Origin of the sequence: Variovorax humicola (assembly GCF_037889915.1) — a bacterium.
Taxonomy (GTDB): Bacteria; Pseudomonadota; Gammaproteobacteria; order Burkholderiales; family Burkholderiaceae_C; genus Variovorax; species Variovorax humicola.
The window spans coordinates 46050-58371 of the sequence record NZ_JBBKZV010000032.1 but is presented as its reverse complement, the minus strand read 5'-3'; the positions used below and the strand labels follow the sequence as shown (position 1 = coordinate 58371).

Genomic DNA, 12322 nt, shown 5'->3' with positions numbered 1-12322 from the left:
GGGAAGTCTCATGAAACATTGGATCAAGCGTTCACTTTTCGGCCTCTTTGGCGGCGCGCTGGTCGTCGGCAGCATCGCGGGCTGCGCAGGCCATCGCCACGGCTGGAGCGAAGGCGATTCGGCCGAGTTCCGCACCAGGGTGGTCGAACGCGTCAGCAGCAAGCTCGAGCTCGACAGCACACAGAAACAGAAGCTGGATGTGCTTGCCGAAAAACTGCAAGCGCAACGTCGTGCCATGCGCGGCGCCGGCGACCCGCGGGCCCAGTTCAAGGCGCTGTTTGCCGGCGACAAGCTGGACCAGGCGGGGGCCAGCAAGCTGATAGACGAGAAGACAGCAGCGCTGCGCGCGGGCAGTCCGGAGGTCATCGCCGCTGCGGCTGATTTCTTCGACGGCCTGAATCCTGTCCAGCAGCAAAAGGTCCGGGAATTCATGGACCGCGGCCGCCGCTGGGGCGGTCGTGGCTGAGGTCGCTGGCCTTCGGGGTGCGCGTGGCTGGGGCCGCGTCGGCCTGCGCAATGCCGGGTGAGGTGTTCGGCGGGGTGGCGATGCCGCTGCGCCGTCACAATCCGGCCATGCCGCGCATCCTCCTGATCGACGACGACGAGCATCTTGCCGCACCGCTCGCCACGTATTTCGCCCGTTTCGACTGTGCACTCGACAGTGCGACGCGGCCGAGCGAAGGGCTGGCCAAGCTTCGCTCCGTTCGCTACGACGCCGCTATCCTCGACGTGATGCTGCCCGAGATGGACGGCTTTGCGTTGTGCCGCCAGATCCGCAGCGAGAGTGACATCCCGATCGTGATGCTCACCGCGCGAGGCGAGGTGATGGACCGCGTGGTCGGCCTCGAACTCGGCGCCGACGATTACCTGCCCAAGCCTTTCGAGCCGCGCGAACTGGTGGCGCGCGTGCAGACCATCCTGCGCCGGCAGCGCGCCCGTCCCGCGGAGCCGTCGGGCGCATCGGCACAGCGCCACGTGTTCGCCGGATTGGCCATCGACCTGGACCGGCGCGAGGTGCTGCGCCAAGGCGTGCGCGTCGAACTCACGGGCACCGAATTCGAGCTGCTCGCGCTGTTGGCCGCCGAGCCCGGCAAGGTCTTCAGCCGCGACGACATCCTCAACCGCCTGCGCGGACACGAGGCGGACCTGTACACCCGCGCAGTCGACATCGTGGTGAGCCGGTTGCGCAAGAAGCTCGAGCCGCTGGACTGCATCAAGACCCTGCGCAATGCGGGGTACACGCTGGCCGTTGCACGAGGCGAGGGCGCGTGAGCATTCTTGACGGGCGACGCCACAAGCGACGCTGGCGGCGTTCGCTGCGCGTGCGCCTCGTCGTCTGGTTCCTCGTGCTGGCGCTGGTGATGGCGGGTGTGTTCATCGGCGGCATGCAGAAGTCGTTTTCCGGTGGCTGGGCCGAAGCCGCGCGGCCGATGCTGATCGACTACGCAGACCGCCTTGTCGCCGAAATCGGCACGCCACCGGATGTGGCGCGGGCGAAGGCGCTGACGGAGCGCCTGCCGATCACCATCCGCATCATTGGCCCGAGCGTGAACTGGGAGTCGCACCCCGATCAAGCGGGCGCGCCATGGCGGCGCGAGCGTGAACTCTCGGAGAGCCATTGGTTCGTGCGGCCGACCGCCGACGGCCATCGCATCGTGTTCGGCTGGGCCCCGAAGATCTGGCAACTCGCGCCGCGCGCTGCCGGCTGGGCCACGCTGGGCGCGTTGCTGCTGCTCGTATTGCTGGTGTATGCGGCCGTGAGCCGCCTGCTGCGTCCGCTCATCGATATCCGCGAGGGCGCGGAGCGTTTCGGGCGCGGCGAGTTCGCGCAGCCCATCCCCATTCGCCGCCGCGACGATCTCGGCGACCTGGCGCAACGCATCAACACGATGGCGCACGACATCCAGGGCATGCTCGACGCCAAGCGTGCGCTGCTGCTGGCGCTGAGCCACGAACTGCGCTCGCCGCTGACCCGCGCGCGGCTCAATGCCGAACTGCTGCCAGACACGCCCGAAGGCGCCGCCGAACGCGACGCCCTGCTGCGGGACCTGAACGAGATGCGCGACCTGATCAGTGACCTGCTCGAAAGCGAACGCCTTGCAAGCCCGCATGCCGCGCTTCAGCGCGAGCCGATCGACCTTGCGGCGCTGGTACGCGAGGTCGCCGCCGAACTGCCGAACGGCGAATCCGTCGTGCTCGACCTGGCGACCGGCCTGCCGCCGCGTCCACTCGACCGCACGCGCATGCGCCTGCTCGTGCGCAACCTGCTCGACAACGCATTGCGCTACAGCGCCGGTGCACCGCAACCGCCGCGCGTCTCATTGAAATCACAAGGGCAGGGCGTGCGTCTCGAGGTGCGCGATTTCGGCCCGGGCGTCGACGAGGCCCAACTCGAACACCTGACAGAACCCTTCTACCGGACCGACAGCGCACGGCAGCGCGCGACGGGCGGCGTGGGGCTTGGCATGTACCTGTGCCGGCTGGTCGCCGAAGCGCACGGCGGCACGCTGGAGGTGCGCAACGCGCACCCCGGACTTGTCATCTCGGTGCTGCTGGGGTGACCCGGCGCGCCCTAATTCGAATACCAGAGCGCCGCAAAGAAGTGGCAGACGCTGCCCGCCAGCACGAACAGGTGCCACACGAAATGCGCGTAGCGCAGCTTCGAATCGAGCAGGAACACAACCGCACCCGCCGTGTAGGCCAGGCCCCCGGCAACCAGCCAGCCGAGCCCGGCCGGCGACATGCGCTCGTACAGCGGCACGGCTGCAATCAGCGCCATCCAACCCATCGCCACGTAGAGGCCAGTCGACCATAGCGGATGCCGCAGCCGATCGAACAGCTTGGCGCCCACGCCCAGTACCGCTGCCGCCGTCACGACCGCGAACAGGACCCAACCCACCGGCCCACGCAGCACGCCCAGCAGGAACGGCATGTAGCTGCCCGCGATGAACAGGTAGATGGCCGCATGGTCTAGCCGGTTCAGCAGGACCTTGGCGCGGCCCGCAGGCAGTGCGTGATACAGCGTCGAGATCAGATACAGCACGATGGCCGTGCCCGCGAACAACGACGCACCGACAATATTCGCCGCCTGGCCATGCTGCGCCGCGTCGTAGACCAGGATCGGCAACGAAGCCAGTGCCAGCAGCAGCCCAAGTCCGTGGCTTATCGCGTTGGCGATTTCTTCGCCGAGGGTCTGGATCCGGGGGGGTACGACTTCATGCATCGGCCTATTCTGCACAAACCGCTGTCGCGCGCGCTACGCCGGCCGATGTATGCCCGGGCTAGCATCCGGATCCGACACGCATCTCTCCAGGAGACACACATGACCGCCGCCTCACTCACCAATCGCCAGGTCCGCCTCGCCAAGCGCCCCGAAACCACCGCCCTGCGAGAGCACTGGAACTTCACCACCGAGCCCGTCGGCGAACCGGCCGATGGCGGGGTCCTGGTCAAGACGCTCACGCTGTCGCTCGACCCGGCCATGCGCGGCTGGCTCAACGATGCCAAGAGCTACATCCCGCCGGTCGCGATAGGCGAAGTGATGCGCGCCGGCGGCATCGGCCGTGTCATCGCGTCGAAGAACCCGGCCTTTGCGGTTGGCGACACGGTCTACGGCACGCTCGGCGTGCAGGAGTACATGCTCATTGCGCAGGAAGACATCAAGCGCAACGGCCTGGTGAAGATCGACCTGCGCGCCGGCACCATCGGCCAGTGGCTCAACGTGTTGGGCATGCCCGGCATGACCGGTTACTTCGGCCTCATGGACGTGGGCCAGCCGAAGCCGGGCGAAACCGTCGTCATCTCCGGCGCGGCCGGCGCGGTCGGCCAGACCGTGGGCCAGCTTGCGAAGATCAAGGGCTGCCGGGTTGTCGGCATCGCCGGCGGCGCGGCCAAATGCGACTGGGTCGTGAAGGAACTGGGCTTCGACGCCTGCATCGACTACAAGGCCGGTCCCGGCGCGGTGCGCGAAGGGCTGAAACAGCATTGCCCGAAGGGCGTCGACATCTACTTCGACAACGTCGGCGGCGAGATCCTCGACCAGGTGCTGGCCAAGCTCGCGCGCAAGGCCCGCGTCATCATCTGCGGCGCCATCAGCCAGTACAACAACGCCAACAGCATGCCGGCGGCCGGCCCGCGAAACTACCTGAGCCTGCTCGTGAACCGCGCCCGCATGGAAGGCATCGTGGTGTTCGACTACGCCGATCGCTATCACATCGCCATCGCCGAACTCGCGGGCTACCTGAAGGACGGCCGCATGAAGAGCAAGGAAGACACGGTGAAGGGAATCGACACCTTTCCCGAAGCGCTCAACAAGCTCTTCGCGGGCGAGAACTTCGGCAAGCTGGTGCTCGAGGTCGCTGCGGACTGATCTTGGCCAACCACCCGCGTGTGCTGCCGATCGAGAAGACCGGTGAATTGCTCGAGGCGTACCCCGATTTCCTGCTCGTCTTCTCGTACAACCCTGGTTTGCCCGGTCAGCGGAGTCGATGCGGGACTGCCCATCGGCTCGCTACCTCCTCGGCGATGGCGCTTGACCGATGACGCGTTGGCGTTGAGGCGCCAGCTCAGCTGCCGGCCTTGTTCGGGTCGCGCCAGGCCCGCTCGAAGGGCAGGCGCCAGGCGTGCGGTGCGATCAACTGGTGCACCGGCTTGGGCCCCCATGAACCCTGTTCATACAGTCGCACCGGCGGCGGCGACTCCAGCAGATGGGTCGAGACTTCCCACAGCCGCTCGATGCCTTCGGCGGTGGTGAACAGCGTGCGGTCGCCGCGCATCGCATCGAGGATCAGCCGCTCGTAGGCCTCGAGCACCTCGCCCGCCAGGCCGGTGTCGCGCATCGCGAATTGCAGGCTCAGCTTGTCCAGGCGCATGCCGGGGCCGGGGCGCTTGCCGTAAAACGAAAGCGACATCTTCGATGCATCCGCCAGGTCGAAAGTCAGGTGGTCGGGCCCCTGGGCGCCAACGCCCGAGCCCGGCGGAAACATGCTCTTCGGCGGCTCGCGAAAGGCGATCGAGATGATGCGCTGCCCCTCGGCCATGCGCTTGCCGGTGCGCAGGTAGAACGGCACGCCTGCCCAGCGCCAATTGTCGATGTGGCACTTGAGCGCGATGAAGGTCTCGGTGTCGGAATCGGGGTCCACGCCTTCCTCGTTGCGGTAGCCGCTGTACTGGCCGCGCACCACGTCGCGGGGCTGGATCGGCTCCATGCTGCGGAACACCTTGTTCTTTTCCTCGCTGATCGGCGCAGGCTCCAGCGCGGTGGGCGGCTCCATCGCCATGAACGCGAGAATCTGGAACAGGTGCGTGACCACCATGTCGCGATATGCGCCGGTCTGCTCGTAGAAGCCGGCGCGCTTGCCGAGGCTCAATGTCTCGGGCACGTCGATCTGGACGTGATCGATGAAGTTGCGGTTCCAGATCGGCTCGAACAGGCCGTTGGCAAATCGGAACGCAAGGATGTTCTGCGCCGGCTCCTTGCCCAGGAAGTGGTCGATGCGGAAGATCTGCTCTTCCTGAAACACCTCGTGCAGCTTGCTGTTGAGCGACACGGCGCTTTTGAGGTCGGTGCCGAACGGTTTTTCCATGACGATGCGCGAGCGCTCCACCAGGCCTGCCTCGCCGAGCAACCGAACCACGGTCAGCGCGGCGTTGGGTGGCACGCTCAGGTAATGCAGGCGCCGGCATTCGGCCCCCAGGGACTGTTCTGCGCGCTCGACGGCTTCGCGTAGCACCGACGCGCCGGCTGACAGCGGCACAAAGTCGAGGGTTGCGGCAAAGGTATCCCATGCCGCGGGCGTCATCTTGCGGCTCCCGAACTCGTCCAGCGCGGAGCGCGCGGCTTTGCGAAAGCCGTCGACGTCGATCTCGTCGAGCGACACGCCGATGATCCGGCAGGCGGGTATGAACCCGGCACTGCACAAATGAAACAAGCCGGGCAGCAGCTTGCGCCGCGCCAGGTCGCCGGTCGCGCCCACCAGCACCACCACTTGCGGAAACCGTGGACCGACGCCGGGAGGTATCTTCGCCATCTTCGTCATCTTGGAGTTGTCGTGCGCAATTGCCAAGCGAATTCGATGCCAGCGCTCCAGTGCAGATGCCGAAGATGACCGGCGAATCGAATGACTGTGCGATGGTCGAGGCGAGACCTCAGCCACGAGCATGCTGTTCGCGCAACTCCCGTTTCAACACCTTGCCGATTGCGCTGCGGGGCAACTCGGCGATCAGGTACAAGCCTGCGAGCCGCTGGGTCTTGCCGAGTTGGGCATTGCTCCATTCCAGCACGACGGCCGGATCGGTCGTATCGCCCGGCTTGCGGACCACAAAACCGATCGGCGTTTCCCCCCAGAGCTCCGAGGGCACGCCCACCACCGTTGCGTCGGCCACGGACGGATGGCCGCGAAGCACGGCTTCCAGGTCGCTCGGGTAGATGTTGAAGCCGCCGCTGATGATCATGTCCTTCTTGCGGTCGAAAAGCGTCAGGAAACCGTCTCCGTCAAAACGGCCTACATCGCCAGTGCGAATGAACCGCTTGCCATCGGGCGCGAACCACTCCGCCTCGCGCGTCTTCTCCGGCTGGCGGTGGTATCCGACCATCATGCCGGCCGAATTGCCCACCACTTCACCGTCGCAGCCGGGCGCCACTTCCTTGCCTTCATCGTCGATCAACCGGATATCGCTGCCTTCGGCCGGTCGGCCCACCGTGTGCAGCTTGTCCGGATGCAGATGCGCTTCAAGGATGCAGGTGCCGCCACCTTCGGTCATTCCGTAGAACTCGATCAACCCGCCGGGCCACCGCTTCAACACATCCGCCTTCAAGATAGCGCCGAAGGGAGCGCTGGTGCTGAACTTGAATTGAAACGATGAGAGATCGTGTGCGTCGAACGCAGGATGTGCCATGAGGCGCTGGTATTGCACGGGCACGAGCATGGTGTGGGTCACCCGGTGCTTTTCAGCGAGTTGCAAGTAACCCGCCACGTCGAACTTCGCCATCAAGATGACCTGTCCCCCGAACGCGATGGTCGGGAAGAACACGACCAGGGTTGTGTTGGAGTAAAGCGGCGTGGAAAGTAGCGTGACCGTGTCGGGCCCATAGCGATAACGCTCGCCGCGCTTCACATGAGACCAGCGCATTCCGTGCCCCTGCACGATGCCCTTTGGCTCGCCCGTCGTGCCGGAGGAATAAATGATGTTGAAGGGAGAAGAGGGTTGGAGCTCGACTTTCGCCGGCAGCGTGCCCGCCGGCGCCAGCCAATCGTCGAAGTCGCGGCCGACATCGGAACTGTCGAGCGCAATGCGCGGGATCCCATTCGCTATCTCAGGCCCGATGACGTCGGCCGTCGTAGCGTCGGCGAACAGCAGCTTTGCCTCGGCATCTCCTTGCATGCGCGCAAGGCTCGCGGGCGTCGAGCTCGGCGCCAGCGGTGCCACAGCCAGTCCGGCCCGCAGGGCACCCAGAAAAACGGCTGCGTAGTGGACGGAGGACGTCGCGCAAACGGCAATAACGTCGCCTTTTTGCAGGCCATCGCGCTGCAGCGCCGATGCGATCCGATCCATCAAGGTGCTCAGTGCACTGTAAGTAAGCGTGCGCTCGCTGTCGCGCAGTGCAATGCTATTTGGCCTCTCAGCGGCGTGAACCCGCACGAGATCGGCTATGAGTCCGAAGTCCTGGGCAATGGTGGCTTCAAGTGGGTCGGTGGTGGTCATAGGCAAGGTAATTGAAACGTCAACGGATCGTCGTGGCGCCGCGTTGAATGATGCCGCGAGCCTTGAGGCCGCGTCTCAAAACCAGGAGGCATGATGACCCGTTCAACCAAACCCGATGTTCGCGCGGATGACAAGCGCTCCGGTCCGCCGACTCGTCGTCGCCCGGCCCGCCAAACCAACCCTTCCTGATTCCTCGGATGGGCAGGCGCCGCATTCAGCGGGCCTGAATTCACCAGCTCACACGCCGGCGGCGTGTGCTTGCTGGTCGGCGTGGTAGCTCGATCGCACCATCGCTCCCACGGCCGCATGACTGAACCCCATCTTGCCGGCTTCTTCCTCGAACATCTTGAAGGTGTCGGGATGCACGTAGCGGCGCACCGGTAAGTGGCTGTTACTGGGTGACAAGTACTGGCCAATGGTCAGCATGTCGATGTCATGTGCGCGCATGTCGCGCATTACCTGCAAGATTTCTTCATCGGTTTCGCCCAAGCCGACCATGATGCCGCTCTTGGTTGGCACGTTCGGGTGCAACGCCTTGAACTTCTTCAGCAGGTTCAGGCTGAATTGGTAGTCGCTGCCGGGGCGTGCTTCCTTGTACAAGCGCGGCGCAGTTTCAAGGTTGTGGTTCATCACATCGGGCGGCGCGGCCTTCAGGATTTCCAGGGCCCGGTCGTCGCGGCCACGGAAATCGGGCACGAGAATCTCGATCTGCGTCGTGGGCGACAGTTCGCGAATGTTGCGGATGCAGTCGACAAAATGCTGGCTGCCGCCATCGCGCAGATCGTCCCGATCGACGCTGGTGATTACCACGTACTTCAGCTTGAGCTTGGCAATCGTCTTCGCGAGGTTGAGCGGTTCATCGGCATCGAGCGGATCTGGCCGGCCGTGGCCGACGTCGCAAAACGGGCAGCGGCGGGTGCACTTGTCGCCCATGATCATGAACGTTGCCGTCCCGTTGCCGAAACATTCGCCGATGTTGGGGCAAGAAGCCTCCTCGCACACGGTGTGCAGGTTGCTTTCGCGCAGGATCTGCTTGATCTCGTAAAAGCGCGTCGTGGGGCTTCCTGCCTTGACGCGGATCCACTCCGGTTTCTTCAGAACTTCGCCCTGCACCACCTTGACGGGAATGCGCGACAGCTTGGCGGCGGCCTTCTGCTTTGCGAGCGGGTTGTAGGATTCCTGGCTCTGGGCCTCGCGGACGACTTCAGGGGTGCTCATGGTTCAGGGGGCCAACCAGGCGGCGAGCTTTCGGCCCAGTACCTGCGCAGCTTCTTCCCAAGTGGTTTGGACCCCGATTGTAGAAAGATCGACGGTTTTCAGCCCGGCATAGCCACAAGGGTTGATGCGATCGAAGGGTTCCAGATCCATCGCGACGTTGAGCGACACACCGTGGTATGTGCAGTGGCGGCTGACCTTGATGCCAAGTGCCGCGATCTTTCCAAGGCCGCGAAAGGGGTCCCCCGGCGCGGCCGGCCCGCTCAGCGCTGCGTGCGAGAACGGATCGTCCAACCGCACATAGATGCCGGGTGCGCCGCCGACGCGGTGGCCAGTCACCGCGAAATGCGCAAGCGTGCGGATCACGGCTTCTTCGATGCGGTAGACATATTCCTTGACGTAGTAGCCGGCCCGTTTGAGATCCAGGAGCGGATAAGCCAAGACCTGGCCGGGTCCATGAAAAGTGACCTGGCCGCCCCGATCGGTCTGAATCACCGGAATGTCGCCCGGATTCAGCACATGGTCGGCCTTGCCGGCGATGCCTTGCGTATAGACCGGCGGGTGCTCGCAAATCCACAGCGCGTCTTGCGCTTGCGCCGAACGCTCCTGCGTGAATTGCCGCATGGCGGCCCAGGTGGCCTCGTAGTCGACGCGGCCGAGCCATTCGACCGCGATGACTGGGGCGGTCTCCGCCGTCAGAGCACCACCTTGACCATGGGATGCGTCGACAGCGCGCGGTAGAGGTTGTCGAGTTGCTCCCGGCTGGTCGCGGTCACGGTCACTGTCACGCCGAGGTACTTGCCGGTCTTGCTGTCGCGCAACTCGACGGTCGTGGCGTCGAATCCAGGGTCGAACTGCTTTGCAATGGCCGTGACCGCGTGCACGAAGCCGTCGACGTTTTCCCCCATCACCTTGATTGGAAATTGCGAGGGGTATTCGATCAGCGAGTCTTGCCGCGTCTCGATCTTGTCGTTGTTGTCGTTGTTGTCGGTGGTCATGGGGAAGTTCCGTTGCGCTGCTTGGCCTGCTGGTAGGCTGCATACAGGGCGTGGTAGGTGGGGCCGGGTGTGCCGGTTCCAATGGCCATGCCGTCCAGCGTGGTCACGGGCAGCACCTCCTTGCTCGCGGAAGACAGCATCAACTCATCGGCGCCGAATACCTCTTCGCGAGTGACGCGGCGCAGCTCGAATGGAATGCCGGTCTCGCGACACAGGCGTTCCAGCAGTCCGTAGCGGATACCTTTCAGCACCATTTCGTCCGGCAGCGGGCCGGCCACGCGGCCATCCTTCACGACCCAGACGTTGCTGGATGACGCTTCGCTCAATGCTTCGCCACGAAACATGATGGTCTCCGTCGCGCCCGCCTCGATGCTGATCTGCCGTGCGAGCACTGCGCCAAGCAGGCTGGTGGTCTTGATGTGCGCCTTCTGCCAACGGAAGTCATCGGACGTCACGCACGGCACGCCTGTCGCACGAACGCTGTCCGCCACTTGCTTCATTGTGTTGACCATTGCAAAGACGGTTGGCTTGATGCCGCGCGTCATCGCATGGTCTCGCGGAGCGACGCCGCGCGTCACCTGGAAGTACACGGCAAGAGAAGGCCCACCGACCTGGTCGACCAGTTGTTGCGCGATAGCTCGCCATTCCTTCTCCGTGTGCGGATTCGCCATCTGCAACGCTGCGAGCGAGCGGCCCAGCCGGGCGATGTGTTCGTCGAAGCAGAACAGGTGGCCGTCATAGGCCGGCACCACGTCATAGACGCCATCCCCGAAGATGAAGCCGCGATCCAGCACGCTGATTTTTGCGTCGCGCAAAGGCGTAAACGCCCCGTCCAGGTAGCACAGCGTCTCGGGTAGCAAGGAGGTGAGCGGGCCCATGGTGGAATTATGGACGGCGCACCTTGCCGCACCGGCCCGTACAGGAATCGCGGCGGTGTCGCAACATCCTCAGCCAACAGCGGGCTGCAAAAAGGGAGGAGGCCATGGGTTTTTACTTATAATCAATGGCTTTGTAAAAATTCTGGTTTGACTTTCGGGCGCATGCACATGAGAAAAACAGCCCGGGATGTCGAGTTTGAAGATGCAGAAGAAGAATTCAAGCCGCTGACCGCCGAGGAGGCGCAGCGGCTGCGGGAAAAGAGTCCGTCGGTCTCCCCTTGGTGGGTGATTGCGGGCCAGTTGATGGCGGGCTTGCTGGTGGCGTTGGCTGCCTGGGGTCTGACCGGGAGGCAAAATCTGGGTTGGTCGGCCGGTTACGGCGCGCTTTCGGTGGTGGTTCCGGCTGCTGTCTTTGCGCGCGGATTAACGGGCCGCCTGTCTTCCCTGAGCCCGAGCACGGCGATGCTCGGGTTCTTTGTGTGGGAGATGGTCAAGATGGCTTTGACGCTGGCAATGTTGCTGGCGGCGCCAAGGCTGATTACGGCGCTGAGCTGGCCTGCGATGCTGGTTGGTTTGGCGGTGGCAATGCAAGCGTATTGGGTGGCGTTGGTGTTCGCCCCCAAGCGCAAGAAACGAGAGAACGAGTAACAGAATGGCTGCTGAAAACGCTGCGGAACACGGTCAGACCGCTGGTGAATACATCATTCACCATCTGACGCAATGGCAAAACGTCAAGCCCAAGGCAGTTGTCGACTTCTCGGTTTTCAACTACGACTCGATGTTTTATTCGATCGCACTTGGCGCGCTTGGGTGTTTCGTCTTGTGGCTTGCCGCGCGCAAGGCCACTTCAGGTGTGCCGGGTCGCTTCCAGGCCGCTGTCGAGTTCCTCGTCGAGATGGTCGACCAGCAAGCCAAGGGCATCGTCCACAACAAGGAAAGCCGCAAGATGGTCGCGCCGCTCGCGCTGACGATCTTTGTCTGGATCTTCATGCTCAATGCGATGGACTTGCTGCCCGTCGATCTGCTGCCTTTCCTCTGGAGCAAGGCCTACGCTGCGATGGGTCACGACCCCGAGCATGCCTACATGCGCGTCGTGGCCACGGCCGACCTGTCGGTGACCATGGGTCTGTCGGTCGGCGTGCTGCTGGTGTGCCTGTTCTATAACGTCAAGATCAAGGGCGTCGGCGGCTGGGTCCATGAACTGTTCACGGCGCCGTTCGGCAACCACTGGGCCCTGTATCCGTTCAATTTCGCGATGCAGATGATCGAGTTCATCGCCAAGACCGTCTCGCACGGCATGCGTTTGTTCGGCAACATGTACGCCGGCGAACTGATCTTCCTGCTGATCGCCCTGATGGGCGGCGCCTTCACCATGTCGGCCACCGGCATCGGACTGGCGTTCGGCCACATCGTCGCGGGCACCGTCTGGTCGATCTTCCACATCCTGATCATCACGCTGCAAGCGTTCGTGTTCATGATGCTGGCGCTCGTTTACATCGGCCAGGCCCACGATCACCACTGATCCGT

The 12322-nt window shown here is 64.0% G+C and carries 13 protein-coding genes; 6 read left to right on the top strand and 7 right to left on the bottom strand.

The features are described 5' to 3' along the window. Window positions 1–10: 10 nt before the first annotated feature. The 3 genes from WKW80_RS30685 (at window position 11) to WKW80_RS30675 (ending at window position 2561) form a co-directional block, all read left to right on the top strand. Entirely contained in the window at window positions 11–466 is a 456-nt protein-coding gene (locus tag WKW80_RS30685) for a Spy/CpxP family protein refolding chaperone (RefSeq protein WP_340367376.1), read from the top strand. A 107-nt stretch (window positions 467–573) separates the two neighbouring features. Further along, entirely contained in the window at window positions 574–1272 is a 699-nt protein-coding gene (locus tag WKW80_RS30680; protein WP_340367375.1) for a response regulator transcription factor, read from the top strand. Next, window positions 1269–2561: a sensor histidine kinase gene (locus WKW80_RS30675; protein WP_340367374.1), complete on the top strand. Its 1293-nt coding sequence runs from the start codon at window positions 1269–1271 to the stop codon at window positions 2559–2561. The genes WKW80_RS30680 and WKW80_RS30675 overlap by 4 nt, the downstream gene beginning before the upstream one ends. A gap of 11 nt (window positions 2562–2572) precedes the next feature. Here WKW80_RS30675 and trhA read toward each other — a convergent pair whose 3' ends face one another. Then, the gene (gene trhA / locus WKW80_RS30670; RefSeq protein WP_340367373.1) at window positions 2573–3223 is read right to left on the bottom strand and encodes a PAQR family membrane homeostasis protein TrhA; all 651 of its coding nucleotides are present in this window, start codon (window positions 3221–3223) and stop codon (window positions 2573–2575) included. A gap of 99 nt (window positions 3224–3322) precedes the next feature. Here trhA and WKW80_RS30665 point away from each other — a divergent pair, with 99 nt between their 5' ends. Further along, window positions 3323–4369, top strand: a complete 1047-nt coding sequence (locus WKW80_RS30665; protein WP_340367372.1) for an NADP-dependent oxidoreductase — start codon at window positions 3323–3325, stop codon at window positions 4367–4369. A gap of 196 nt (window positions 4370–4565) precedes the next feature. Here the strand turns inward: WKW80_RS30665 and zwf are convergent, their stop codons facing one another. The 6 genes from zwf to WKW80_RS30630 all read right to left on the bottom strand — a co-directional run bounded on the left by zwf (window position 4566) and on the right by WKW80_RS30630 (window position 10795). Beyond that, complete coding sequence (gene zwf, locus WKW80_RS30655) at window positions 4566–6029, bottom strand: glucose-6-phosphate dehydrogenase (protein ID WP_340367371.1); 1464 nt, start codon at window positions 6027–6029, stop codon at window positions 4566–4568. 118 nt (window positions 6030–6147) lie between these two features. Beyond that, entirely contained in the window at window positions 6148–7704 is a 1557-nt protein-coding gene (locus WKW80_RS30650) for a class I adenylate-forming enzyme family protein (protein ID WP_340367370.1), read from the bottom strand. A 237-nt stretch (window positions 7705–7941) separates the two neighbouring features. Further along, window positions 7942–8922: a lipoyl synthase gene (lipA, locus tag WKW80_RS30645; RefSeq protein WP_340367369.1), complete on the bottom strand. Its 981-nt coding sequence runs from the start codon at window positions 8920–8922 to the stop codon at window positions 7942–7944. Window positions 8923–8925: 3 nt separating this feature from the next. Further along, window positions 8926–9594, bottom strand: a complete 669-nt coding sequence (gene lipB, locus WKW80_RS30640) for a lipoyl(octanoyl) transferase LipB (RefSeq protein ID WP_340367398.1) — start codon at window positions 9592–9594, stop codon at window positions 8926–8928. Between the two features lie 20 nt (window positions 9595–9614). After that, a complete protein-coding gene (locus WKW80_RS30635; protein WP_340367368.1) occupies window positions 9615–9917 on the bottom strand; it encodes a YbeD family protein in 303 nt (100 codons plus the stop codon). Further along, on the bottom strand, window positions 9914–10795 hold the full coding sequence (locus tag WKW80_RS30630; RefSeq protein ID WP_340367367.1) for a D-amino acid aminotransferase: 882 nt from the start codon (window positions 10793–10795) through the stop codon (window positions 9914–9916). Before WKW80_RS30630 ends, WKW80_RS30635 begins: the two co-directional genes overlap by 4 nt. 168 nt (window positions 10796–10963) lie before the next feature. On the opposite strand from WKW80_RS30630, the gene WKW80_RS30625 reads away from it, so the two are divergent. Together WKW80_RS30625 and atpB are read left to right on the top strand one after the other, a co-directional pair. Then, the gene (locus WKW80_RS30625) at window positions 10964–11443 is read left to right on the top strand and encodes an ATP synthase subunit I (RefSeq protein ID WP_340367366.1); all 480 of its coding nucleotides are present in this window, start codon (window positions 10964–10966) and stop codon (window positions 11441–11443) included. Between the two features lie 4 nt (window positions 11444–11447). Further along, window positions 11448–12317 (top strand): F0F1 ATP synthase subunit A, encoded by an 870-nt coding sequence (gene atpB, locus WKW80_RS30620; protein WP_340367365.1) that lies wholly within the window; start codon window positions 11448–11450, stop codon window positions 12315–12317. Window positions 12318–12322: the final 5 nt, after the last annotated feature.

Excerpts from the sequence above, each read along its gene's own strand:
- WKW80_RS30625 (WP_340367366.1), top strand. The coding sequence starts at position 10,964 with ATGAGAAAAACAGCCCGGGATGTCGAGTTTGAAGATGCAGAAGAAGAA.
- WKW80_RS30685 (WP_340367376.1), top strand. The coding sequence starts at position 11 with ATGAAACATTGGATCAAGCGTTCACTTTTCGGCCTCTTTGGCGGCGCG.
- WKW80_RS30680 (WP_340367375.1), top strand. The coding sequence starts at position 574 with ATGCCGCGCATCCTCCTGATCGACGACGACGAGCATCTTGCCGCACCG.
- WKW80_RS30630 (WP_340367367.1), bottom strand. The coding sequence starts at position 10,795 with ATGGGCCCGCTCACCTCCTTGCTACCCGAGACGCTGTGCTACCTGGAC.
- trhA (WP_340367373.1), bottom strand. The coding sequence starts at position 3,223 with ATGCATGAAGTCGTACCCCCCCGGATCCAGACCCTCGGCGAAGAAATC.
- lipA (WP_340367369.1), bottom strand. The coding sequence starts at position 8,922 with ATGAGCACCCCTGAAGTCGTCCGCGAGGCCCAGAGCCAGGAATCCTAC.
- WKW80_RS30665 (WP_340367372.1), top strand. The coding sequence starts at position 3,323 with ATGACCGCCGCCTCACTCACCAATCGCCAGGTCCGCCTCGCCAAGCGC.
- WKW80_RS30650 (WP_340367370.1), bottom strand. The coding sequence starts at position 7,704 with ATGACCACCACCGACCCACTTGAAGCCACCATTGCCCAGGACTTCGGA.
- atpB (WP_340367365.1), top strand. The coding sequence starts at position 11,448 with ATGGCTGCTGAAAACGCTGCGGAACACGGTCAGACCGCTGGTGAATAC.
- WKW80_RS30635 (WP_340367368.1), bottom strand. The coding sequence starts at position 9,917 with ATGACCACCGACAACAACGACAACAACGACAAGATCGAGACGCGGCAA.
- zwf (WP_340367371.1), bottom strand. The coding sequence starts at position 6,029 with ATGGCGAAGATACCTCCCGGCGTCGGTCCACGGTTTCCGCAAGTGGTG.